The organism is Rubinisphaera italica, assembly GCF_007859715.1.
GTDB lineage: Bacteria > Planctomycetota > Planctomycetia > Planctomycetales > Planctomycetaceae > Rubinisphaera > Rubinisphaera italica.
This window is the reverse complement of sequence record NZ_SJPG01000001.1, coordinates 5186715-5211856: the sequence shown is the minus strand read 5'-3', so window position 1 is coordinate 5211856 and position 25142 is coordinate 5186715. Positions and strand designations below refer to the sequence as shown.

Below are 25142 nucleotides of genomic sequence, written 5' to 3'. Positions count from 1 at the left end.
CGAATGGGTGCTGAAAGCACAAGATGCTCCACCATTCGCGAGACATGTCAATGGAACTGCGATGAATGTCAAGAATCGTAACCCGGTGCCATGCTTCCATCGCCCAACAGGGCAAGCATGATTCGAGGATACTATTCATTTCACCAAATCCGATCCCAGCCAACTCTGCATCACATCAATCCCACCTGATGATTGAATCTTTGAGCCAGGTCTGCGAAAGTATCACAGTAATACTTCCCGAAATAAAAATCTCAATCGCACAACAACTGCAGGCTCGCAAATGATGACCACTCGAATAACAGTTTTCGCTACACTTTTGATTGTTCTCTTCATCAACTCCCTGGCAGAAGCCCAACGTCTCGAAATTCCCCGTCGACACGAAAAACCACCAGGACCTGCTCTCTCTGCCGAAGAAGCCATCAAAAAGATGGTCGTCCCGGAAGGCTTCTCCGTAGAAATCGTGGCGAAGGAGCCGGATGTTGTGAATCCCGTCGGCATGGCCATCGACGAAAAAGGCCGCTTCTGGATCACTGAAAGTTTCGAGTACCCCCGCAAATCCCCTGGCCCCGGCAAGGATCGCATCAAGGTTCTTGAAGATACCGATGGTGACGGCAAAGTCGACAAAACAACCATCTTCGCCGAAGGTCTGAATATCCCCTCCGGCATCGCAGTCGGGCACGGCGGCGTGTGGGTGGCCAATGCTCCCGATCTGCTCTTCATGCAGGATACCGACGGCGATTTGAAAGCCGATAAGATTGAAAAAGTCGTCACCGGTTTCGGTCGGACCGATACTCACGAACTTCCGAACTCACTCACATGGGGAACCGACGGCTGGCTGTACGGCCTCAATGGCGTGTTCAATTATTGTAATGTCAATTATGCACCGGAGAATCCAAACTATAAAGAGGGTCAACCCGGGTGGAAGTTCACCTGCGCCTTATTTCGGGTGCACCCCCGCACCCGCGAGTTTCAGATTTTCGCAGAAGGGACAAGTAACCCCTGGGGCATCGCCATTAATGAAGATGGCGAATTCTTCCTCTCAGCCTGCGTCATCGATCACCTCTGGCACATCGCCGAAACCGCTTACTACATTCGTCAGGGTGGCCCATACCCACCACACACTTGGCCGATGCGATCCATTGTCAATCACAAGCATCAGAAAGCCGCCTTCTGCGGCATCACCTGGTTCGATTCCGAAGCCTATCCCGAGATGTATCGGAAAGTCCTCTACATGGGCAATATCCACGGCGGCTGCATCAATAACGATATTGTCGAGCAGGACGGAGCCACTTACAAAGGCCGTCCCCATCCCGGCTTCCCCGCTCCTGCAGGGGCCTTCGAACATGAAACTGTCCGCAAAATTGGCGAAGGGAAAGACGCCAAACTAGCCGACTTCCTCACCGCCAACGATGCCTGGTTCATGCCCGTGGTTCAGAAAACCGGTCCCGATGGCTGCCTCTATATTCTCGACTGGTACGACCGCTATCACTGTTATCAGGATGCCAACGCCGACCCCGCTGGCATCGAACGCTCCAAAGGACGCCTCTACCGCGTCGTCTACAAAGACCACGAACATAAAAAGTTTCCCGACCTCGGAGCAAAGTCCGATCAGGATCTGATCAACTTGCTCGATGACCCCAATATCTTCATCCGCGAAACCACTCAGCGACTCCTTCAGGAACGCAATAATGTCGAAACATCAAAACAATTAATAGAGATCGTCCTCAATTCTGCAGGCACATTAAACCGCAAACAAAGAACAGCTCTCTTTGCCCTGTCAGGATTTGATCTTCACAATAATCATGACGACAGCCGAGCAGAAACAGTCATTCGCAAACTCGGACAACATCAAGATCCTTTCGCACGCATGCAAGGCTTGCGGATCTGCCAGCAATTGATCGACCGAAGTAAAACCAGTCATCCCCACGACCTGCTCATCAATGAAGAAGCGCTGGCCGGCCTCGAAGATGAAAACGCTCAAGTCAGACGTCAGGCCATCATCCTCACAACTCGCATCCATGAACAGCACATGCCCTATGTCAATTTCGTGGAACCATATGTCAAAGCCATGACACTATCCGGCCACGACCAGATGGCCATGCACCTCCTCTGGAATGCCTGCCGCGCATTCGAAAACCGCATCCCCGCCCAACAGGGAGCCATCCTCACAGCCATCGCCAACTCCCCCGAGGCCCTCAAAACCCCCGGCATCATGCCGCTCGTCGATGGTCTGGCGAATTTGACGGTCGGAAACCACAACTACAAACAAATCGCTGCCACACTGCAGCAACTCGAGTTGACTCATTCCCCCAGTGCCGAACTGGCCCGCAAACTGATCAGCTCTCTCAGTGAAAAAGTTCAAACCGGAGAAATCTCAGGCGACCGATACAACCAACTCAAAACCGAACTCTCTCCAGTCCTCGCCCGGCTGAATAACGAAGCCTCTATAAAAAATGAGACAACCGTCCTGTCCGCATTACTCGGCAACGAACAGGCAATGCAGCAAGTCCAGAAAACCTACTCCGACTCCAATACTAATAAGAACGTCCGCTTGGCTGCCTTCAAAACCCTAATCGCCGCCAAAGCTCCGCATCTCATTTCTAGCTTGAGCGACACCATCTCAGGAACATCCGCCCCCAAAGATTTCCGCATCGCCATCATCGAAACCCTCGGCAGCATTTCCGATCCCGAACTGTCAGACTACCTCCTCGACAACTACCCCAACTGGGAACCCGACGTCAAACCACGCGTCATCGAAGTCCTGACCCAACGGGCGAATTGGAGCCTCGATTTACTCAAGCGAATCCAGGCAGAGAAAATCTCCAAGGGCGATGTCAACCTCAACCAACTCAAGCGAGTCGCCTCATTCAAGAACGAGGAACTGCAGACTCTCGTCACAAAAGTCTATGGACAGATTCGAGCCGAGCAGAGAACCGACCGCCAACAGGTCATCAACCAGCAACGCGACTTCCTCAACGGCACCCCCGGCGATCCGCACCAGGGAATCGCCGTCTTCAAGAAAGTCTGTGCCCAGTGTCACAAAATGTACGGCGAAGGAGCAGAGGTCGGTCCCGACATCACCCGCAACGGTCGCAACAACTGGGCACAATTATTGCAAAATGTGTTCGACCCCAGCGCCGTCATCGGACCCGCTTATCAAGCACGAACTCTCGTCACGATTGAAGGCCGTGTGCTGACCGGACTACCCATCGAAGAAAGTGAAGAACGCATCGTCCTGAAAATCCAGGGCGGAAAACAGGAAACCATTCCCCGCGACCAGATCGAATTTTATAAAGTCAGCAAAACATCCATGATGCCCGAAGATCTCGAAAAACAACTGACTCCACAGCAGTTGGCCGACCTGTTCGCCTACCTGGCTCTGGATCGTCCACCCACAGAAGCAGATGCCCAAGTGCTCTCAGGGGCGCCTAAGCAGAAAGTGAGAAAGTCGAACTAAGAACGCTGGCTTTTTTGATAATAACAAAATCAATTTTGTACGTTCTGCCCGAACAAATGCAACATTTCAAGGAAGTAATCGCACATCCGAAGGCATATTGCATTTAGAAATGCTCTATCCACCGATCGAATACATAGGCCGCTTCGGTTGCAGGAAGCGAGCAGTGTTGATTTCATGTCCTTCTTTCTTATCTGCGATGCTTCCGGAAACGGCTGCAATCACTTCCTCTTCAGAAACTCCTGATCGTAGCAATCCCCGGATATCTGTCTCTTCCAGGCTGAACAGGCAATTGCGAATCTTTCCGTCAGCTGTCAGCCGGAAACGATTGCAGCGGCTGCAGAAAGGATGCGTCACTGAGGAAATAAATCCAATCCTGCCCCGGCCATCAGCAAATTCGTAACTGACCGCTGGCTTCGAAGACTGATCGATATCGACCGGTAGCAAAGGAGCAATTTCGCGGGAAAGGATTTCAATCATCTTATCCATATACAGAACTTTTTCACGCTCCCACAAACGTTCCGCATCAAGTGGCATATACTCAATAAAGCGAACCTCGATCCCCGTTTCGCGGGAGAGTTCTGCCAGCGGAACTAGATCGGCTTCTGAAATTCCACGCATGGCAACCGCATTCAGTTTGAGCGGTCCAAACCCCATTTCCCGAGCCACCTGAATTCCAGCGAGTACCTTATCGAGAGAATCGCGGCGGGTCATCTCTTGGAACCGCTCACGATCGAGGGTATCGAGACTGATATTGAGTCGTCGCAGACCTGCATTGTAAAGATTGATGGCCTGATCCGGCAGCAGAATTCCATTCGTAGTCAGTGCCAGATCATTCAAGCCGGGAATGTTGACTAGCTGTTGAACCAGCTCGTGAATCGATTGTCGAACCAGGGGCTCACCGCCGGTCAGCCGAACTTTATTGATGCCACACCGTCGAACCATCAATTCGACAAAGCGACTGATTTCCTCGAATGTCAGTAATTCGGGTCGGGGGAGAAATTGAACATTCTCCGCAGGCATACAATAGAAACAACGCAAATTACAACGATCTGTCACGCTGACGCGCAGATTCGTGTGCGTTCGTCCGAAAGCATCCTGTAGTGTAGAAAGGTTCATACCGTATGCGTCATTCCTGCTTCATCGACTGTCGCGGCATACCCGCAGATCATTCCAACGAGAAAATATCACAATCATCACGCGCAGGGATCAGTTAATCAAGACACTGAAAAATGGAATCTCAAAGCAATTCCAACTATAAATGACCAATGGAGATGGCAGAAAAGATGACCTCCATTAAATTAGCGCATAGAAAAACCCTCGACGAGCAACTCCATTTTCGTGCTGTAACAGAATAAAACTGATTGCAGAGTGGGTCAGGCTGCGATTCAGGGGACCAATTGCTACAGAACACGGCTCGTTCAAGGGTTTTGGCTGGATTCTTAAGACCATTAGATTTGGTCATGCAAACAATGTATGCACTTCGTATGCCAACCGGCTAAGGAATGATTCGAAAACGAGCTTTTCTTGCAACTAATTATAGTATTGGGGGAAATTCAACTCGTATCTGCCGTAAACAGTGTAAACGCGTCTGAAATTTGCTGGATTATTCGGACCATAAAACAAACATCGCCTTGCTTTTCGGCGCCGAAACTCGGCAAGCGCCGATTTATTTGGGCAATGTCTTATCGGATTCTTGCTTCGGCGCCGAATTCTTGGCATGATGAATAAGAGCCCATTGCCTCTTTATCATTGTTTATGCTCATTCCCTTGATGTGAAATTGAGATGTCGAAACCTGAGCCCATTTACTATCGCTGGATTGCCGGAGTAGCGACACTGTTTCTGGCTTTATATTGTGCTGCTGTACTGTTTTTTGTTGCTACGAGTGGGGATTTGGGAATTCGTTGTCTGGTGAACAGTGAAACCGAATCAGGCAAGGGAATTGAAATTCGGCAGTTTCTGCCCGCTTCGGATGGTGTCCGAAATGGTCTCCCAGCCTATTTTGGCAATGCTCCTTCTGATGGTGATCGCATTCTTGAGATCAATGGGTTTCCAATACACTCCTTTGCGTCCTTCTCGCGAGCGACGGCCAGCTTAAGTCGTTCACTCAGCCAAGAGGGAGAGTACGGTAGTCGACTTGAAGATGTTAATCCGAAGGATATTCGCTATCGATTGTTGCCTCCTGTTATCGTTTATGCTTCAAGGCAAGCTTCTTCACTGTCTCCAGAAAATACGTCCGGTTCCTCGAATAGTTACGTCAGCCAAATTCAGGAAGCAAAGTATGTGCGAGTCCAGTTTCTGGACAGTAAGACACAACAGGTGTTCGAAAGCTATCTCATGCTGCGAGCCTTGCCGACACTCGAAGTCGTTCTTTCGATTATCTGGTGTCTGCTCGAGTTCAGCGTTTTCGCTTTAGCGGCTCTCTCCTTTTATACCCGCCCGAGCGATCATGCAGGCCGCATGTTTTTTCTGCTCTGCTTTTTGACACTGCCCGCTTTCGTCGGAGGATATCACTGGTGGCTCATTGCTTCGAGTCCGCTGCTGACATTCCCGTTTGTTGTCAGTGCCATTCTCATTCCCGTGGTCACCCTGCATTTCTTTCTGAATTATCCGTTCCGGAATCGATATCTCGAAAAATACACCATTTCTATACTCACTGCTCTTTATGCCGCTCCAGCACTTATGTTGATCACCACAGTTTCATTACTGGGAGTTGCTTACTTTGCCTTTGACCCGAGTTCAGCGACACCGGGCACTCAGACAATTATTACCTGGCTGCGGTTTGCGATCGATACCTACATTCCAATCGCTGCCGTCTATTATGGCTTAAGCATGTGCGTAATGTTCACAAATTATCGCGCCTGTCAGCAGCCAGCCGAGCAAAAACAGATGCAATGGATTCTTGGAGCTGCCTGCCTGGCTCTGCCTCTGGTCATTTATACGGTGTATCTGGCCTATGCCGACCGCGTCGGTATGTCACTCGGTCGCGGTCGAATTCCGATGGTCATCGTCAGCCTGCTGTTTCTGACCGCTTATGCGATTGGAATCTTGCGATATCGGCTGATGCTCATTGATCAAATTCTCAGTCGGCGTGTGCTTTATTTGATCCTGAGTCAACTGCTCACGGTCTGTTACAGCCTGTTGATCGCCATGGGAAGCGTATTGACCGTCTACCGGGGGATCTCCGTTCCCGAGCAGGTCTTTCCGTTGACCATCATTTTGACTCTGGGCATCCTCGCATTAGGCTGGTTGAGAGATCGTGTTCAGGAAGCTCTGGATCGTCGATTCTTCCGCGAAAAATATCGTCTCGACCGGGCAATGCAGCAGATGAATACCGTTGTCACCAAAGTTGCAGATGTACGATCACTAGCCGAGCACATGCTGCGATCGAGCCGGGAAGTGCTGCAGGTCCGCTTCAATGCGTTATATCTACGGGAAGGTAAGACGCACGAATTCAATTTGATCTCGGCGGTGAATGGGCCGCAGTTACCTTCACGCATTTCTCTCGACGAAGATGCCGATCTCATACTGGAAAAGGAAGGTTCTTGCCAGCGAGTTGGCGGTAGCTCCCGTTCGGAAATGCCAAAGCTTCAGCAACTCCATCGGGAATTGAATTCTCAACTGATTCATGGTTTCGAAGTCGATGGTCGTTTAACGGGTCTGGTTGTACTGGGCCCGAAAGCGTCCTCTTCACCCTATACGGCTGAAGATACAACATTCGTTTCCGCGATTGGTCAGATGACTGGCGTTGCCCTGCAATGTGTACGAGTTCAACAAAACGTCTCCCGGCTCGATAACATGCTGCAGGAGAAAGTTCGCAAGGTCGAATCTCAGGAACGTCAGATTGCGATCCTGAAGCAACAACTGGCCAGCAATGTTCAGGAAGAGCCTGTGGAATCGACACCGAAGCAGGAAGAGAAATCCTTCCAACGAGGGAAAATGCGCGGTTCTAGTCCCGAAATGATTCGCGTGCTCGACTCGGCTCGTAAGGTGGCCGAAAGTGATTCGTCCGTCATGATTCGCGGGGAAAGCGGAACCGGAAAAGAACTGCTCGCCCAGGCCATTCACGCCAACAGCAGCCGCAAGGCTCAGGAAATGGTCAGCGTCAACTGTGCCGCTCTCTCTCCTTCTCTGCTGGAAAGTGAATTGTTTGGTCATGTGAAGGGAGCCTTCACGGGTGCTTACAAAGATACCGTCGGCCGTTTCCAGCTGGCCGACAAGGGCACACTTTTTCTCGATGAAATCGGGGATCTTCCTGCTGATGTGCAGGTCAAACTGCTGCGAGTACTGCAGGAACGAAAATTCGAGCCGGTCGGAAGCCGGGAATCAATCTCCGTCGATGTCCGCCTGATCGCAGCCACCCATCAGAATCTCGAAGAACGAATCAAAAACGGATTGTTCCGACAGGACCTCTACTATCGATTGAACGTCATCACGCTCATCCTGCCCCCACTTCGGGAACGGAAAGAAGATCTGTTCGAACTGAGCCTGGAGTTCCTGAAGGAAGCGGCAGACAAAGCGAATAAAAAGATGCGGGATATCGATGATCTCGCATTCCGCGCCTTACTCAATTACGACTGGCCGGGCAACATCCGCGAACTGCACAATGCAATCCAACGCGCTGTCGTGCTGGCTGAAACCGATTGCCTGCTCCTGGAAAATTTGCCCCTGGAAGTACGTGAAGCCGTCTCCGACAAGCCGCTTTCCATTTACGAAGCCGCGAGTCGTTCGACACCAAAACTCATCACACCTACGACTACCAAGCCGGCAACCGTCAGCCCAACGTCGAAACGGAAACTCTCCCGTCAACAGGAATACGAACAACTGGCCAATGCCCTCAAAACCAGCGACGGCAACAAAGCCGAAGCCGCCCGGCTACTGGGCATGCCGCGAAGTACGTTTTACAGTAAGCTCAAGAAGCATAAGTTGAGTAATTGAGATGTCGGATGGGTCATTCCGTTGTGTTGAATTCATCCGCACATTCCATGCTCACCCAAGCTTGAGCATGGCACCCGGCCAAACTCCTCTTCGCTGATACCGGATTATTGATTCGGAAACCGGTTGTTCCAAGCCACCATTCTTTAAATATTGTTTGGTGAATTCTTTTTTCAACCAAGCCCAGCGAATTGAAAAGTCAGCGTCTTCGTCAGGCAAGGTCAAAAATTGTGTGGAGGTGATCGGGCAATATCACAATGGCATTGATTTCAGTGGGCCATAACCGTTTTGCTTCACGGAATACTTTGCTGAGAAATTTGACAGCTGAATCGTTATCAAAAATGGTAGCGTTTTGTTCCGTTTTTGCGGTGAAGAAAAAAGTCCCGCCAGAAGTATACGCACGTTTATAATACGACGAATAAAGACCATCATTATCCTTGGAAGATACGCAGAGCGTACCCTATTTTTCTGTTCAACATCAATTCTGGGCAATCACCTTCAAAGACTCTGTGCGTTCTTTGAGCACTTCGCTTTGATTGAGCAGAGACTTTCGCATGGTGCCGATTTTTTTCAGGATTTTGTCGCTGTTGTTGGAGATGGTGCGGACCCAGGTTTCCATGTCGTCCATGGTGGCGACCTGTTTTTCGATTTCGAGGATCGCTCGGTCGATTTCATGGAAGTCAGCCGTGTGGGATTCCTGATGTTGTTTGGCTCGCACGGAGAGTGCCCGGGCTAGAGTAATGGCGGTTCTCAGGAAGAGATCGGTATCGGAATCTTCCGGATCCCAGACAGTGAAAACATCGTTGCCAATTCGGGTGAGCGATTCAAGTTGAGCCGGGGCGTTGTTGCGGGCAAACACGAACAGCCCGACCTGAGCGCCGCGGTTATCGCGTGCGGTCGCAATTTCTTCGCGGGCCTGAGCGATCTGATATTTCAGTTTGTCTTTGGCTTCGATCACAATCATTGCTCCGGGAGCGGCTGACTCCGGCCCCATTTCGATGGTCACATCGCCCACTTTGCAATTCTTAATGCGGCCCGTTGTACTTCCGGTTGCTGTGATGATGTCGTCCGTTTTCTTGGTTTCGTATTCGAGAAACGAGAGCAGGGACTCTTCAAACTCAATTCCATGCTGCGTCCCTCGGGCGGCTTCCTCTTTGCGAACCTGCATCGCATTGAGTGTCGAAGTGACTTCCAGCTGAAACTCCCGACTTGTTTTGTGCTGCTCCTGCAGAATGTCTGTCAGTTCTTTCCGCAACCGGGCCAGAGACGAGTTTTCATCATCGAGCGTCAGCTGAGAGTTAATCGAATTCTGCGTCGATTCCAAAATTCGCTTCAGTCGAGAAAGAGCCGACTTATCTTCATCCAACGAAAATTCTGCACTGATTGTCTTTTGTGCCTGCTTCATATTCTGAACGAGTCGACTCAAAGCCGAGTCGTCATTATCGAGTGAGAACTGCTCGACTGCCAGATCGATTTTCTTCGTCAGATCGCCCGAAAGTTCTCCCTGACGTTCCGTCAGTTCCCGAATGAATCGCGTTAACGCCCCGTCTTTATGATCGAGCGAAAACTCAAGCAGAATCCGCTCACGTTGCTGATTGAGTTCTTCATCGACCGTTTGCCGCAGCAGGCTGAGTAGCCCTTTGGAATCATCGGGATCGAGATGTCGCAGCAGTGGACTCTCCTTACCGAGATGAGCAGAAAGCGTCCGCACGAGTTCCGAATCCTGCTCGCCGATATGTTTCTGCAGCACCTGTTCGAGCTCGCCATCCTGTCTGAGCAAGCGTTGCAGCCGCTCGTGCAGGCGACCCGATTCCGGATCGAAATACTGTTTCAGCTGAGCATCGACCGTGTTCTGCAGGAGTTGAGCATGCGTTTCGAGCCGTCCCTGAAGGGTGGTCATCAATTGCTTGCCTTCATGCCGAATTGTCTCGGCATCCAATTCTCCTCGTGCTTGTTTTAAGGCCAGCACGCCGACTTTCAAGGCTCGTAGCACGAATTGATCGCGCGGCTCCCCTTCTTCGAATTGCTTCAATTCAGAAATGACCTCAGCATCATTTACCATTAATTCCAGCAGCATTCCCATCGGCATTCCGACCGGTTCATGACTGGCTGAAGAATCAGGCTGAGTAGTTCGGGAAACTGACATCGTTCGTTCCTTCTGGATGATCTATTCGTAACGGTGCTCATTTTTTAGCACAGTCATTATTAATAAATGAACCCTCTGGCTAAACAAGAAATTTACACACGCATTTGCTGAAAGAAATTCGTACCTTCACTCAGAGTACAAACGATCATACGCAGGAATTGATGCTTTCGCAAACCGCAGCCTGCGGCTCGAATTTGACACCTTCGTGAACTACGTATATTGTCGAAATTTATGAAACGTAATCTCCTCTCTTCCGAATCCCTTGATGTAAACCCATTGATGTGCCGATACGTGACAATTGCACTTCTACTGCTGTTTTGTGGATGTAAGGAATCCATTTCTTCTAAACCAGCAAAGCCAGAGATCGCCGATGTCTCTTCTCTGGATGACGAGTTTCAAAATTTGATTCTGACGAGCGAGTTTCTACCAACCGAACCGACCGATTCCGATTGGTTTGAAGACATCACGGCTCAATCCGGCGTCGATTTCACCTACCATTCCGGACGCTCTGCTGGCCATTTCACAATGATTGAAGGTCTTGGTGGAGGCGTGGCATTATTCGATGTGGATCTTGACGGCGACCTCGATCTGTTTTGTGTTGGGGGAGGGACAATCATGGAAGATCTTCAAATTAAAGGGCTACCCGGTCGGCTGTATCGCAATGAGGGAAATCTTCAATTCGTCGATGTGACAACGGAATACGGACTTGATCTCCCAATGGATTATTCCCACGGCATCACGGTTGGCGATCTCAATAGCGATCATTATCCCGATCTTCTCATCACCTGTTTCGGTTCAGCTCGACTTTTTGAAAACGAGCAGGGGAAAGCGTTTCACGATGTTTCATCACGACTTGGCACGAGCCTGACCGGTTGGAACACGGCGGCCTGCATAGCCGATTTCAATCGCGATGGTCGAGCCGATCTGTTTGTCACCGGCTACCTCAACTGGAAACCAGATCCCAAGGAATTCTGTATTGATCCCGACACCGGACTGAGGGATGTTTGTGTTCCCAGTAGCTTCGAAGGTGCTCGCGATACCCTGCTCATTCAGCAATCCGATGAGACATTTCAAGATGCTTCCACAGAATACGGCCTGATTCAGGACGGCAAAGGTCTCGGAGTTCTGGCAGCCGATTTCGACAATAATGGTCATCTGGATTTGTATGTCGCCAATGATGTTCAGCGAAATTTTATGTACTACGGTCAAGCCGATGGGACCTGGATCGAACGAGCGGTCTCATCAGGAGTTTCCGGCAACGAATACGGGGCACCCGAAGGAAGTATGGGTGTCGATGCTGCCGATGTGAATCGCGATGGTCTGATTGATCTGACGGTCGCCAACTTTGAACTCGAAGATAACGATCTCTACATCAACGAAGGTGAAGGCTTGTTTGCTCACTCATCAGCCGCTTATGGTCTGGCGGGTTTGTGCCGTCCGTATGTCGGTTTTGGAATTGCGTTTGATGACTTTAATAGCGATGGCTGGCCCGATCTGGTGATCACGAACGGTCATCTCGTTTATCGCCATCGCCAATACGATTATCAGCAACCGACGTTTCTGTTCCAGAATCGGGAAGGTCGATTTCAGAACATGACTTCCCAGGCGGGACCCTGGTTCAGTGTGCCGCACTCCGGTCGCGGGCTTGCAACGGGAGATCTTAATAATGATGGAGCAGCCGATCTGGTGATCTCCGAACAGGATGGCCCGATTTCAATTCTCATTAATCGTCAACCGCCAGAAAACTGGATCGGTCTCACTCTTGAAGGAACCACCAGCGGAACGGATGCCATCGGGTCCAAAGTGAAAGTCCTCGATCACAGTCTGACTCATGGTCAACAGAAAATTGACGGTCGCAGTTATCTGAGTGATAGCGATCCCCGTTTCCGCTTTGTATTGGAAAAGACCATTCCGCAAGTTGATATCGAAGTGTTTTGGCCAACTGGAAAAAGAGAACTCTTTCAGGACAGGAATGTCAGAAAATATCACACGCTCCGCGAAGGATCTGGACTGAAAACTGAGGAGGTTTCCAATCCATGAAAAAAGAAAGCTCTGCTCCAGTACGAGACATGAAATCGATCGGGCGAAAACTTCGTCTGGCATTACTGATATTGCTACTCATCGGCCTGGCTGGCGGCTATTACTGGTTTCGAACTCAGCGTCCACAGCAGTTGATTGAGCAGGCCAGTCAACTGGCTGCGAGCGATCCGGAGCAAGCCGAGCAATTGCTGGCTTATGCGATTCAGCTCTCGGGTAATTCTCATTCCGAAGCCCAATTATTCCGCATCGCATTGCTCATCCGTCTGGGAAATGCCGACGAAGCTCTCGGGCAGCTCACAATGATCGAGCAACCCGAAGCACTATCCCAGGAGAGCATCTTACAACTGGTCCAGGCCGCAAACCAACGAGGGATGTACTATCTTTCGGAAAATCTCCTGCTTGCTGCTGTGTCTCAGGAAACAGAACGATTGAGAGTATTGAGAAGTCTGCTTGAAGTTCAATTGATTCAGGGGAAAGCCGAAGCTGCGATCCAGACGAGCAAGCAGATTCTCGAAGAAGATTCTGAAGATGCCACCGCCTGGAGAATTCTTGGAACATACTATCTCCCTCAAAAGAAGCATGTCGAAGCCGAGCAGGCGTTTCGAAATGCTCTGAAATACTCCAAGATTCCTCAACAACGACAGAGCATTTTCAAGCAGTTAATTGCCGTGTTGATTGATCAGGGATTGGCCGGGCAGGCTCGAACCGAACTGGAACAATATCGAGAGCAATTCCCCTCAGCCAACGATGTTACCCTGCAGGAAGCGAGTATTTGTCGTCTCGAAGGGCAAGCGGAGAAAGGCCTTGAATTGATGAACGTTTACATCGCCCGCAGGAAATCGGCTGAGGAAGCCGCTCATCATGTCCGAGGCTTATTACTGATCGACCTCAACCAGAACGAACAAGCGGCTCAGGATCTGGAATTGGTTATTAACGCTCAACCCTGGAACTACGAAGCTCATTACAAACTTGCTCTGGCTTACCGACGACTCGATCAGGAAGAGAAATCGAGTCGTCACCAGCAACTGGCCGGCCAATACCGACTCCTTCGCATTGAACTCCTGGAGTCGACGAACAAACTTCGGGAACATCCCGACGATGTTTCATTACGAAATCGAGTTGCGGAGTTGTATGAAATGTTCGGCAATGAAGAAATGGCAAAGATGCTCAGAGACGGAAATTAATCAAACTTATCGTCTTACTCCTTCAGAATTACCGAACTCTATTGACAATCCTTCGCTCTATCTTTACTTTCAGTATAAGATGTACGATTTATACATGTTTTATCCGAACGGCTTCCATGCAACTCACAACACAAACCGATTATGCCTTGCGTACACTGATGTATCTCGCATCTCGTTCCGGGCGAGCGAAGGTGGCTGAGGTCGCAGATTTGTTTGGCATTTCCTCACATCATGTTGCCAAAGTTGTCAATCTGCTTTCTCGATATGGATACATCCGCAGTGTCCGTGGATTGGGTGGGGGAATCGAATTAGCCAAAAAGGCAAATGAAATTCCTCTTGGCGAAGTCGTCGAGCGGTTTGAAGGTAATATGCATTTGCTCGACTGCATCAATACGGAAAACGTCTGTGCCATACAATCCTTTTGCAAATTGAAAGGTGTACTGGCCGAAGCCGAACGAGTTCAACTGGACTATCTCAACAGTGTCACTCTCGCCGATGTAGCCCCTACTCCACGCCAGTTGAATCGTATTGGTCAATAATTTACCCCGAGTCGACTGGATCAGAAAATTCCTTTCTGATCGGTCACTCACTTCCCCTTTGAAACTCTGGAGGATCTCACTGATGAAAGCGCTCATCACTGGTTGTTTCGCTGCGTTCCTGATGGTTTGTATTGCAGTTGGGCTTGCAGAAGCCGAAAAACCAAAAAACTCCGTTGCAAAAAACAATAAACAGGGAAAACAACCTTCCCCGGCTGCCGTTGAACGAACTCGCGACACGGTGAAAATGCTGGATGACATCTATAAGCAAACCATTGTGCTGGTCACCGATAAATATGTGCATGACGAAGACGATTTCGCTGCCGGAAGTGCCGCAGTCGAATTGTTTCGCAGGGTCAGTAAAACCGGCTTTCACAACGTCCGTTTAATTGATGTCACGGGTGAGCCTTACGAGCCTGAGAATGTCGCCAAGTCGGACTTTGAAAAGCAGGCTGTCAAAAAAATCAAATCGGGCGAAGGTTATGTTGAGGATGTGGTTAACAAAGATGGCAAATCATTCCTCCTGGCCATGACAGCTGTTCCCGTAGTCATGGATAAGTGCATTATGTGTCACCCTCATTACAAAGATGTAAAAAAGGGAGCCGCGATTGGTGCTGTCTGCTACGAAATGCCGATTCGCTAATTGTCTCGCTGCTAAATCTCTAAACGCATCCTGTAGAAACATCAAATCCTGCCAGCGAATTGCTCACAGGATTTGATTTCAACAGGTCCTCGCCAACGCAATCAAGCCTCACTTTTTCCTGCCTGTTAACAAATCCTTCCGGAGAGCTTGTCATGAAGCTGAAATTGCGTCATTCCCAAACCTCCACTGTCATCCTTTTTGGACTATTGATCGGAACGTATTCGTTTTCAGGTTTTTCAGTCCAGACGCCAATCCAGGCCGAGGACAAAACCGAGACCACCGTAAAACCTGAAATCGACAACGAAAACTTGCCCGCCACAATAGCCGAGGCACGAGGACGTGCAAAGTTACTGCACGAGACGATACACGGCACCTTACATATCATTCATCGTGACTTTTTCGATGATGAATCCGGACAAAAGATTCCCTCCCATTCTCTTGAAGAGGTCTTTGAGGAACTGGCCGCTTCATATGATGTCCAGGTCAACTGGCTGGCCGTCAATGCACGGGCGATGAATCTCGATAACGAGGCGAAAACAGAATTTGAGCACAAAGCCGTCAAAGTTCTTTCCGCAGGCAAAGATCGTTTCGAAGAATATTCCGACGAGACTTACAAGTATGCCGGTGCAATTCGCTTACCCTCGCAATGCCTCAAATGCCATGTCCCCGCCAGAAACAATAACAAAGAACGTGCTGCTGGTCTGGTGATTATTATGCCGTTGAAGAAGTGAGATTATTCTTCAATACAATTTCTAATTAATACATCTCAGTAAATAAAATAGCGTAGCTTAAATTATTCAGCCTTCAAGGAACGAAGCACGTTAGTTGGCTTAGCGATTCTAAACCCATGTTAAAAAACCATTATCATGGATTAATTTTGACTCATGGTAAATTGACAAACTATATTTGCCTCTATTAAATTGGCATTGTAAATTTGTTCAATTAGTTTAACTCCGCATTGGAATAACCAAAAATCATGAGTAATAATTCTTGGCAAAATACGATTGTCGCAATATTCAGCGTATTTGCTGTCATTGTTTCCCTCCTATCCTATTTTAATACGATGGAGAATCACCAAGTTTCATATGAATATGAAGATCGAGATCGTTTTCGAGATTTAATATTCAAAATGTCTGATGAGGTCGAAAAAACACGCAGAAAAAATGACAACATGGAAGTTGGCTATCGATTAAATACAAATAACATTACAGATGAAATATTTGCATATTTTGAAAAAATTTACTCTGACGGAATGATAGATCAGTCAATAATGAATTCTTCTGGACAAATTTCTACACAGAAAGGATTGATTTATTATGAAGCGGCTCGGGATTTAGAACCATCAGTCCGCGAAAGCGTAACAGCCTCTGAATATCTCATGTTAGCTGATATGGCATACGCTTATTCTGGAATTGAAGCTGCAGAACGGTACGTCAATCAGGCACGTGAAAGGGCGATGAAACAAAACGACCACACTGGAAAAATCATAGTTCTACAGGCATTAGCTTCTATTCATTATAAACATTATCCCAGAACTTCTTTAGAAATGGGTAGAAATTACTATGATCAGGCACGGGGAATTATTACTGACCTTCCAGAAAAGAAAAAGAGCCCTGAAGCAGAAGCCGGACTCTGGTCTGCTTGCAGGGCAATCGCATGAGATTATGCCTGATTTCCTGTTAAATATCGCAATAAATTCTCTGAATTCCAGCTCGCGGTGAGTCGTTTCGAGCGGATGCTCATTTTTTCGTCGGTGTATCTCTTCAAAATTGTCAGTGCTAATCGGCGGAAGATCGCTGCGTTCGCAGCACCCTCGCCTTTACGGATTCGGCTTGTATCTTCTGCAAAAGTGACGTCCAATGACCAATGCATCTGGTTCTCAATCTTCCAGTGGTCCCGAACGTGCTTAGCCAGGGTTCGCACTTTGGGCGGCAGGCTGGAGATGAAGTAGATCAACTCCTGCGACGTCTTCCCGTTGACCGTTCGTTCGCGGTACACCATCCCAATTGATTTCACATCGACCCACCCGAGTTGTTTCACTTCGGCAGGGGCAGGAAAGACAGTATAGCGTCGATATTCGTCCCGACCTCCGTTTGATTCCCGTGTCGTATGACGCCGAACTTTGGGATGCTGAAAGTCGTTCTCAGAAAGCTCCTCAAACTTCTGATTGATGATCTCATACAACTTCGGTTGATTCCCCTTGACGGTCATCACGTAGTCCGCGTTTTTGCCACGCAACTGCCGGGCTACCGACTTGTTTGTATGAGCCGCATCGACAGTCACAACGGCTCCCGATAGCTCCAGTAGTTCAATCAACTTCGGCATCGCAGTCTTCTCGTTCGTGCCTTCCTCGACCGGTAACTGTCCCAGGCACAAATGCAAATCACCCGCCCAGGCCGTCACAACATTTAAAGCTCCCTTGCCAGCAGCTTTGTCGAAACTCCGCCTGAGAACTTTACCATCCAGATGCACGCCCTGGCTGGCGAGATCACTTTGCAGGGAATCCACCCACTTGATCAAGCATTCCGAGAATGCGACCGGATCGAGTCGTGAAAAGACTCGACTGAACGTATCATGTGAGGGAACTCCGTTTTTGAGCGAAACATATTTCTTGAGGAATTTGAGATGATTGCGTGCATAGATTTCAATCTCCGTCCAATGATCGCAATTGGCAACCGCCCCGCAGAGAGCCAGGAAAATCATATCGCTGAGCGAATGGGTAACTTTGTAGTCCTCTCGTGGATCAGCCAGGTCTTCAAAGAAAAGTAAAAATGACAACGGATTGGAAAACATTGCAAATACCTCGGTCGAAGTTGCAAAAGTCCCTGCGCATAACGAGACCCTCGTGGCCTCAAACACTGAAACTGGTAAGATGCATTTCCAGTGCCATTCTCATGCGATTGCCCTGGGTCTGCTTGGGCTCAGGATGAATATCGCGTCGGAGAATTAACTAGAGGAAATGATCTAAATGCAGAAGCGGAAAAAGTTATTCAAAATAGCAGTTTGTCATCTTACGAAAAACAATTATGGGTGGCAAAATCAAAAGTTGAATTAGGAATAGTTTTATTTGAGGAAAACAGACTCGACAAAATGAAACCCTTTAAGATTGGTAAAATGGACAACTTCAAACTTATAACAGAACAACTAAATTTTACCGAGTATACATCACCTATAGATTTTTAAACTTTTTTTATCAACCCTTCAATCGCCCCTGAATCTCTTCAGTCACCTTATTCAGAGGCACACGAACCTGTTCCAGAGAATCGCGGTCGCGGATAGTCACCGTTTGATCCTCGGCGGTCTGGCCATCGACTGTAATACAATACGGTGTGCCGATTTCATCCTGTCGTCGATAGCGGCGGCCAATGGCTCCCTGCTGGTCGAAGGTCGAATTGATGCCCGCTTCTCGCAGTTCGCGATAGATGCCCGCAGCCGCTTCCGGCATCCCTTCTTTTTTGATAAGAGGGAAGACAGCCGCTTTGATTGGGGCGAGACGCGGGTGGAACTTGAGCAGCGTTCGGCTCTGCATTTTCCCTTTATCATCGGGTGCTTCGTCGACGGTGTAGGCTTCGCACAGGAATGCGAGGGTCGCCCGGTCGGCTCCGGCTGAGGGTTCAATCACATGCGGAATGAATCGTTCGCGGGATTGATCATCGAAGTACGACAGATCTTTGCCGCTGCCCCGATACTTCGGCTGGTCATGCTCATTCAGTTGAACATTCAAATCTTTATCGAGTTTGCCTTCCATGTGCGAACGCAAATCGAAGTCGCCACGATGAGCGACCCCTTCGAGTTCGCCGTACTCTCCCTGAGGCAGGAACGGGAAGGCATATTCGATGTCGGCTGTTCCGACCGAATAGTGGGCCAGCTCTTCTTTGTGATGCTCACGCAGAATGAGATTGTCGGGACTGATGCCGAGTGAGGTGTACCAGTTGTAACGTCGGTTTCGCCAGTAGGTGTACCACTCGGACGATTCTCCCGGATAGCAGAAGAACTCGATTTCCATCTGCTCAAATTCGCGGGAACGGAACGTGAAGTTTCGCGGCGTGATTTCATTGCGGAAACTTTTGCCGATCTGGCAAATTCCGAACGGAATTTTCACCCGGCTGCTATCGACCACATTCTTGAAGTTGACGAACATCCCTTGAGCCGTCTCCGGTCGCAGAAAAGCGGCATCGTCTTCACCACCCAACGCTCCGAGCGTCGTTTTGAACATCAGATTGAACTCACGTGGCTCGGTAAATGTTCCCGCTTTAGAGGCATCGGGAGCGACGGCTTCGGAAAGCTGATCAATCTTTTCGAGGCTGAGCAACTCACTCGTCCAGTTGATCTTATCTTTGTACTTCCCTTTGAGTCCAAAGAATTTCAACGCCTGAGCGACCAACGCATCCTGAGTCTCATCCGCCTGAGCGATTGTTGTGATGAACGCCTTGACCGTCGAAGATGTTTCGGTTCCATCATCAGACTTGGTCTTCTTCTCCGCTTCAGCCCAACGACCCTGAACATGATCGAACCGATATCGCTTATTCGTTTCGGTGCAATCGACCATGTGATCGTGGAACAGATCGTAATGTCCGGAAACCTTCCAGACCTGCGGATGCATAATAATCGACGATTCCAGCCCGACCATCGAAAACGGTTTCGTTGCATTCGGCAGGGTGGAAAATTCGTCGTGAGCACCGACCATATCTTTCCACCAGGCATCGCGAACATTGCGCTTCAACTCGGTGCCGAGTGGACCATAATCCCAGAATCCGTTTACCCCTCCGTAAATCTCGGAAGACTGAAACAAAAATCCTCGTCGCTTACACAAGCCAACGATCTGGTCCATCGTGTTTTCTTCGGTCTGACTCATCGTCACTTCTTTTTTATTTTCAGGTAAGAAATCTCGGTCGTAGGTCAGGCACCGCCTGACGAAATCGACTTACTTATTTACACAGGCGAGCCGAGTGTCTGTATTTCGTAACAATAGCACAAGCAATGCGGTCGTGACTATTCAACTTGCTCCCCCGTTCGGCTCGTTTCAAATCAACTGCTCGGAAGACTATACTGACATCAAAACCGATATTTTGATGCACTGTTTTGAGTGAATTTTATGGAAATTGTTCTTTACCCCCACCCGGCTCTCCATTTCAAGTCGACTCCCGTCCGCTCAATTGATGCGAAATTGCGGAAAACCGTCGAAGAAATGTTCGAGCTGATGTACGCAGCCAACGGCATCGGCCTGGCCGCCAATCAGGTTGCATTGCCTTACCAGCTGTTCATCATCAATCTCACAGCCGATGCCGACCAGAAAGACGAAGAAATCGTCTTCATTAATCCGAACATCAAAAAACGACGTGGCCAGGTGACTGGCGAAGAAGGCTGCCTCAGTTTTCCGGAATTATATGGTCCTGTCGAGCGCTCCAAGGAAATTACGGTCGAAGCCTACAATTTAAAGGGGCAACTGCTCAGTTACGATCTCGATGACCTCGCCTCCCGAGCGGTCCAGCACGAGAATGATCATATCGATGGCGTTCTGTTTATAGACCGGATGACCAAAGATGAACGGGAAAAAGTCGCAGCAGTCGTCGACGATTTCGAAGCCCAGTTTCGAGATGCCCAGGCCCGCGAGAAAACTCCTTCTGATGCCGAACTCCTTAAGGAATTGAAGAAGTTAGCCGCGGGAACGTGATTTTGTAATCAATTAATACAAGCACGAAGCGCAAGCGAGTGTGTTTAATTACGGCTGATTTGACACACTCGCTTGCGCTTCGTGCTTGTAAATAGCCAACATTGGTACGCACAGCGTACCCTACTTAAAGGATTGAGCCGTGTCGTTGAATGTAGTCATGATGGCGACCGGAGAATTTGCTTTGCCCGGGTTTCGAGCAGTCGTCGAGTCCGAACATCGGGTCTCGGCACTGATCACACAGCCAGATCGTGTGAACCCGCGTGGAAAGCCGCATCCCCATCCTCTCAAAGAGTTTGCGCTCGAACAGAACATTCCGGTTCTGCAGCCAGATTCCATCAATACCCCCGATTCCATCCGCAAATTGCAATCCCTTCGGCCCGATGTCGTGCTCGTCGCCGCTTACGGACAGATCCTCAAAGCGGACGTCATCAATGTCCCTCGGCTCGGCATGTATAACCTGCATGCGTCGCTTCTGCCGAGACATCGCGGAGCCGCCCCGATTCAGTATGCCATCTGGAAAGGAGATGATGTCTCCGGCGTGACGGTCTTCCAGATCGTTCCCAAACTCGATGCCGGTCCCATGATTGTGAAAATTGAATCCCCCATCGGGCCCCGGGAGACCTCTGGTAAACTTCACGATCGACTGGCGATCGTTGGAGCAGACGCCTTTCTCCAAACACTCCAATTACTGGAATCTGGGACCGCTCAGCCACTTGTGCAGGATGATTCTCTGGCGACAAAATCGCCGAAAATCAGCAAAGCAGAAGGCGAAATCGACTGGTCAAAAACCAGCCGGGAAATCGATTGCCACATTCGCGCGATGCAACCCTGGCCGAATTCCTATACGTTTTTACATCGCGAAGGGAAATCCCCCGAACGTGTTGTTATCAATGAAGTTATGGCTGATCATTCGCTGAAACCAAGTTCTCCCGGGAAAATCATCATCAATTCTGACAATCGTTTTCTCGTTTCGACTGGAGATGGTGTAATTGAAGTCAAAACCATGCAGCCTGCCGGGAAAAAAATGATGTCTTCCGAAGAATTTCTGTGCGGAAGACCCCTCTCATCTGGAGACTGGTTCGGTTCCCAGAGTTGATTCGTATCGGAAATTCGATGTCGAAAACTTGTTATCCTATCGTTATTGAAATGAGCTTAACTCGACTCTTGAATTGTTGCGAAATTCCCTCTGTGGATAACTATCCGATTACTCCACGTTTCCGCTGACTCAGTCCACATTGAAATTACAGGTTTTCTACAAGGACTTTGAGCCCTTATATTTTCTTAAGTCTATTAAATTTAACAACTTACATATTTTCTTTTTCTACTTATCCACTTTTTTCACCCTCTCTTTTAATACTGTTACTGAAATTTTAATTTCTTTAAAGAGAAGAGGAATGACCCTCATGGAAAATGTGGGAAACTTGGAATTGCTCAACACTCATTTTCTTCTTTGAGAGAACCTCAGAACTTTGTTGATCGGAGCCTGTCTCAGAAGGCTTTGATGGTTCCGTTTTCGCTGAAAATTGAGTACAATGGATCATCAAATTGGATTCATTAAACGCTTGATTTTTAGCTAAGAAAACACCACACGATGCAACTGAAATTCAAACGGGATGTGCTGGCTTCAGCTTTGCAAACGGTCGCGGGAGTTGTCCCGTCTCGAACGCCGAAAGATATCCTCAAAAATACCAAACTTGTGGTGGAAACCGGTTCAGCAGTGTTGATGGGAACCGATACCGAAATCGGTATGCGATACCAAATTCCCGAAGTCGAAACAGAATCGACCGGAGAAGTTCTGCTGCCAACCGCGAGGCTCACGCAAATTCTGCGGGAAGTGATGTCCGAAGAAGTGATTCTGGACGTCTCTGAAGAGATGCTCGAAATTCACGCGGGGCAGAGTGAGTTCCGATTGCCTGTCGAAGATCCTCGCGAATTCCCCGATGTTGCTCCCTTCAATGCCGAAAACTGCTATGCGATTTCCGGCCTGGCCTTGCGACAAGCGATCAAACGGGTTGCCTTCGCGGCCGACGATGAAAGTACACGCTACGCTCTCGGTGGAATATTCATGGAGTTGTCGCCAACTCAAATCGTTCTGGCTGCGACCGATAGCCGTCGTCTGGCAGTGATGCATTCGATGAGCGGAGTTCAGGGCGATGTCTCGGAAACCAAATCGGTTGTCTTGCCACGCAAAGCAATGACCCTGCTCGAACGCAGTATCGAAGGGGATGATTCTGAAATTCTGATCGCACCCGGTGATAACGATGTCGTCATCCGTAGCGGTGGCTGCATGATTTACACCCGTCTTGTCGAAGGCCGCTTTCCGAACTTCCGCGATGTGTTACCCAGCGAAACCCCCGTCAATATCGATCTTGTGAGTGGTCCGTTTCACAACCTGGTTCGTCAGTCTCAGATTGTGACCAGCGACGAAAGCCGCGGCGTCGATTTCGTTTTCTCTTCGGGACTGGTCACCTTGAAATCCCAGGCAGCCGATATTGGACAATCCAAAGTCGAGTTACCAATCGATTACGACGGCGAAGAACTGGCTATCATGTTCGATCCCCGATTTGTCGCCGAGTTCCTTCGAGTTCTGGAACCGGAAACAACCGTCAACCTCGGCTTGATCGGCGGCGAAGACCCAGCCGTCTTCCGCTGTGGCGAAGAATACAAATACGTCATCATGCCTTTGGCAAGAGACGCGTAATCGAATTGAAAGTACAAGCACGATGCGCAAGCGAGTGAGTCCAATCGAGCCTGAATGAAACACACTCGCTTGCGCTTCGTGCTTGTAAAATGTTAATCCATCAATCAAATAATCAGGGTACGAGTTAGTGAAGGAACGCTCTCGAAAACTTGATCCCGAAGCAGCCGAGCAGATCAAAGAAGTGATGCTGCGACGTCGCCAGGAACTGCATGTTCGTGGTGGAGGTCCACGAGTTCTGGCTACCTCGATTCAGGAAGTGATCGCCAGTCGGAAAATTGGTCGGGTCCTCGAGTCACGCGAGTTGACTCAACTCTGGTTCAGTTGTGTCGAAGAAGATATCGCCCAACGAACAAAAATCATTTCCCTCAGAAACCGAATTCTGCTGGTCGAAGTAGCCGACTCGGTCCTGATGAGCGAACTGGCCAGTTTTCACAGACGAAACATTCTGAATACCATCAAAAAACAACGACCGGATATGGATGTCAAAAACGTCAAATTCCGTTTGAATGCCCGATTGGGCAGCAAGCCATGATGAAAAAGTTGCGACAATCTTAACCCGAAGCGTCAGCGAGGGGCACGCAAGCCATTCACACCTGACGTATCGGGCTATGAAATCAGAGTTTGAGTTTCAATCGAATTGAAGACACTCATGAAATACACAACCGATAATGTTCGAGTATCAGAGACAATAGAATGTATTCGAAGACGCCCAGCGATGTATGTCGGGGGGACTGATACTGTTGGTTTTCACTATCTGTTTTTCGAAGTGATAAATAACGTTCTCAATGAATTCGATGAGAAATTTGTCTCCAGACTGATCGTCAAAATTAATAGCGATGATACGATTAAGGTCGCTGATAATGGTCGAGGTATTTCGGTAGGGAAATCTCCAGATCAAGAGGATCTCTCCCTATTGGAATTATATTTAACCCTTAATAATATTCAGAAAAGAAAACAGCCTGAAAGCCGATCGTTGCATCATGAATTTATAGGTCTGAATATTCTGAACGCACTCAGCGAATCTCTCAAGGTTAGTGTTTATCAGAATGGATACCGTTGGAGTGTGGAATGTCAGCAGGGCAATATTACTCAGTCATTAATGAAGCATGAGAAAACACAAAAAACTGGTACGGAAATCACATATAAACCAGATCAAGAAATCTTTCAGGACTTAAAATTTGATGGAGAATTAATAAGCAATCGATTGCGTGAACTTGCCTTCCTGAATGCTGGTCTGGAAATTGAATTTGAAGACCAGAGAAAGAACTTCAGTGAGAACTTTCATTCAAAAAATGGTTTGACCGATTTCGTAAAGTTTCTCAATGAAGACGAACAAGTCCTGTATGACGAACCGTTTGAAATCTATGAAAATCTGAGCGAGTTGGAAACGGAAATCCATATCGTTTTTCAGAACATTATTGCTAACGAGGGAAGTGTTGCAGGGTTCGTTTGTGATCATCACACCAAGGAAGGTGGGACTCATATTTTGGGGTTCTTTAAAGGTCTCAATCAGGCGATCAGCGAATATGGAAGGCGTCACGGACTGATCAATGGAGAACCTCCCTCGTTTGATGTTTGTGTTTTCGGCGTCTCTGCAGTGGTCTGCTACAATGTTCCGAATCCAAATTACGAGTCTCCTTCCAAGTCCTATTTGGGAAATCGGAAAGTAATTGATTTAGTCTGTGGAGTCACTGAAAAACATCTCTCGCGTTATTATTTAGAACATCCAGAGATAGCAGAACAGATTGTATCCCGAGCCGTATTTCATCAATCGCAAAGGCGAATGTTGAACTCACAGATATAAACATGGAGATTCTTCAGGTTGTTC

General features: G+C 48.7%; 18 protein-coding genes. 14 read left to right on the top strand and 4 right to left on the bottom strand.

All coding sequences use genetic code 11. The features are described 5' to 3' along the window. Window positions 1–280: 280 nt before the first annotated feature. Window positions 281–3457, top strand: coding sequence for a PVC-type heme-binding CxxCH protein (locus tag Pan54_RS19830; RefSeq protein ID WP_146505138.1), 3177 nt, complete (start codon window positions 281–283; stop codon window positions 3455–3457). A gap of 114 nt (window positions 3458–3571) precedes the next feature. On the opposite strand, the gene moaA is transcribed toward Pan54_RS19830, so the two are convergent. Next, on the bottom strand, window positions 3572–4573 hold the full coding sequence (gene moaA, locus Pan54_RS19825) for a GTP 3',8-cyclase MoaA (protein WP_146505137.1): 1002 nt from the start codon (window positions 4571–4573) through the stop codon (window positions 3572–3574). A gap of 667 nt (window positions 4574–5240) precedes the next feature. On the opposite strand from moaA, the gene Pan54_RS19820 reads away from it, so the two are divergent. Further along, entirely contained in the window at window positions 5241–8393 is a 3153-nt protein-coding gene (locus Pan54_RS19820) for a sigma 54-interacting transcriptional regulator (RefSeq protein ID WP_146505136.1), read from the top strand. 475 nt (window positions 8394–8868) lie between these two features. Here Pan54_RS19820 and Pan54_RS19815 read toward each other — a convergent pair whose 3' ends face one another. Further along, window positions 8869–10536, bottom strand: coding sequence for a hypothetical protein (locus Pan54_RS19815; protein WP_146505135.1), 1668 nt, complete (start codon window positions 10534–10536; stop codon window positions 8869–8871). A gap of 291 nt (window positions 10537–10827) precedes the next feature. On the opposite strand from Pan54_RS19815, the gene Pan54_RS19810 reads away from it, so the two are divergent. From Pan54_RS19810 to Pan54_RS19785, 6 genes are all read left to right on the top strand, one after another. Next, a complete protein-coding gene (locus Pan54_RS19810) occupies window positions 10828–12576 on the top strand; it encodes a CRTAC1 family protein (RefSeq protein WP_165441874.1) in 1749 nt (582 codons plus the stop codon). Continuing rightward, a complete protein-coding gene (locus tag Pan54_RS19805) occupies window positions 12573–13760 on the top strand; it encodes a tetratricopeptide repeat protein (protein WP_146505133.1) in 1188 nt (395 codons plus the stop codon). Before Pan54_RS19810 ends, Pan54_RS19805 begins: the two co-directional genes overlap by 4 nt. 116 nt (window positions 13761–13876) lie before the next feature. Further along, entirely contained in the window at window positions 13877–14299 is a 423-nt protein-coding gene (locus Pan54_RS19800; protein ID WP_146505132.1) for an RrF2 family transcriptional regulator, read from the top strand. 82 nt (window positions 14300–14381) lie between these two features. Further along, window positions 14382–14939 (top strand): c-type heme family protein, encoded by a 558-nt coding sequence (locus Pan54_RS19795; RefSeq protein ID WP_146505131.1) that lies wholly within the window; start codon window positions 14382–14384, stop codon window positions 14937–14939. A gap of 152 nt (window positions 14940–15091) precedes the next feature. Beyond that, the gene (locus Pan54_RS19790) at window positions 15092–15670 is read left to right on the top strand and encodes a c-type heme family protein (protein WP_146505130.1); all 579 of its coding nucleotides are present in this window, start codon (window positions 15092–15094) and stop codon (window positions 15668–15670) included. A 245-nt stretch (window positions 15671–15915) separates the two neighbouring features. Beyond that, window positions 15916–16599 (top strand): hypothetical protein, encoded by a 684-nt coding sequence (locus Pan54_RS19785; RefSeq protein ID WP_146505129.1) that lies wholly within the window; start codon window positions 15916–15918, stop codon window positions 16597–16599. A gap of 2 nt (window positions 16600–16601) precedes the next feature. Here the strand turns inward: Pan54_RS19785 and Pan54_RS19780 are convergent, their stop codons facing one another. Beyond that, window positions 16602–17732 (bottom strand): ISAs1 family transposase, encoded by a 1131-nt coding sequence (locus Pan54_RS19780; RefSeq protein ID WP_146501987.1) that lies wholly within the window; start codon window positions 17730–17732, stop codon window positions 16602–16604. Between the two features lie 90 nt (window positions 17733–17822). On the opposite strand from Pan54_RS19780, the gene Pan54_RS19775 reads away from it, so the two are divergent. Beyond that, window positions 17823–18122, top strand: coding sequence for a hypothetical protein (locus Pan54_RS19775; RefSeq protein WP_146505128.1), 300 nt, complete (start codon window positions 17823–17825; stop codon window positions 18120–18122). A gap of 10 nt (window positions 18123–18132) precedes the next feature. On the opposite strand, the gene Pan54_RS19770 is transcribed toward Pan54_RS19775, so the two are convergent. Beyond that, window positions 18133–19794, bottom strand: coding sequence for a glycine--tRNA ligase (locus tag Pan54_RS19770; RefSeq protein ID WP_207310183.1), 1662 nt, complete (start codon window positions 19792–19794; stop codon window positions 18133–18135). Window positions 19795–20034: 240 nt separating this feature from the next. Here Pan54_RS19770 and def point away from each other — a divergent pair, with 240 nt between their 5' ends. The 5 genes from def (at window position 20035) to Pan54_RS19745 (ending at window position 25118) form a co-directional block, all read left to right on the top strand. Further along, window positions 20035–20613: a peptide deformylase gene (gene def, locus Pan54_RS19765; RefSeq protein ID WP_146505127.1), complete on the top strand. Its 579-nt coding sequence runs from the start codon at window positions 20035–20037 to the stop codon at window positions 20611–20613. A gap of 139 nt (window positions 20614–20752) precedes the next feature. Then, complete coding sequence (gene fmt / locus Pan54_RS19760) at window positions 20753–21709, top strand: methionyl-tRNA formyltransferase (RefSeq protein WP_146505126.1); 957 nt, start codon at window positions 20753–20755, stop codon at window positions 21707–21709. A 495-nt stretch (window positions 21710–22204) separates the two neighbouring features. Then, complete coding sequence (gene dnaN / locus Pan54_RS19755; RefSeq protein WP_146505125.1) at window positions 22205–23314, top strand: DNA polymerase III subunit beta; 1110 nt, start codon at window positions 22205–22207, stop codon at window positions 23312–23314. Between the two features lie 127 nt (window positions 23315–23441). Next, window positions 23442–23846, top strand: coding sequence for a DciA family protein (locus tag Pan54_RS19750; RefSeq protein WP_146505124.1), 405 nt, complete (start codon window positions 23442–23444; stop codon window positions 23844–23846). A gap of 117 nt (window positions 23847–23963) precedes the next feature. Beyond that, on the top strand, window positions 23964–25118 hold the full coding sequence (locus Pan54_RS19745) for an ATP-binding protein (protein WP_146505123.1): 1155 nt from the start codon (window positions 23964–23966) through the stop codon (window positions 25116–25118). Window positions 25119–25142: the final 24 nt, after the last annotated feature.

Coding starts and splice junctions, on each gene's coding strand:
- Pan54_RS19830 (WP_146505138.1), top strand. CDS start 281: ATGATGACCACTCGAATAACAGTTTTCGCTACACTTTTGATTGTTCTC.
- Pan54_RS19815 (WP_146505135.1), bottom strand. CDS start 10,536: ATGTCAGTTTCCCGAACTACTCAGCCTGATTCTTCAGCCAGTCATGAA.
- Pan54_RS19800 (WP_146505132.1), top strand. CDS start 13,877: ATGCAACTCACAACACAAACCGATTATGCCTTGCGTACACTGATGTAT.
- Pan54_RS19805 (WP_146505133.1), top strand. CDS start 12,573: ATGAAAAAAGAAAGCTCTGCTCCAGTACGAGACATGAAATCGATCGGG.
- Pan54_RS19820 (WP_146505136.1), top strand. CDS start 5,241: ATGTCGAAACCTGAGCCCATTTACTATCGCTGGATTGCCGGAGTAGCG.
- moaA (WP_146505137.1), bottom strand. CDS start 4,573: ATGAACCTTTCTACACTACAGGATGCTTTCGGACGAACGCACACGAAT.
- dnaN (WP_146505125.1), top strand. CDS start 22,205: ATGCAACTGAAATTCAAACGGGATGTGCTGGCTTCAGCTTTGCAAACG.
- Pan54_RS19780 (WP_146501987.1), bottom strand. CDS start 17,732: ATGTTTTCCAATCCGTTGTCATTTTTACTTTTCTTTGAAGACCTGGCT.
- Pan54_RS19795 (WP_146505131.1), top strand. CDS start 14,382: ATGAAAGCGCTCATCACTGGTTGTTTCGCTGCGTTCCTGATGGTTTGT.
- def (WP_146505127.1), top strand. CDS start 20,035: ATGGAAATTGTTCTTTACCCCCACCCGGCTCTCCATTTCAAGTCGACT.
- Pan54_RS19745 (WP_146505123.1), top strand. CDS start 23,964: ATGAAATACACAACCGATAATGTTCGAGTATCAGAGACAATAGAATGT.
- Pan54_RS19785 (WP_146505129.1), top strand. CDS start 15,916: ATGAGTAATAATTCTTGGCAAAATACGATTGTCGCAATATTCAGCGTA.
- Pan54_RS19790 (WP_146505130.1), top strand. CDS start 15,092: ATGAAGCTGAAATTGCGTCATTCCCAAACCTCCACTGTCATCCTTTTT.
- Pan54_RS19770 (WP_207310183.1), bottom strand. CDS start 19,794: ATGAGTCAGACCGAAGAAAACACGATGGACCAGATCGTTGGCTTGTGT.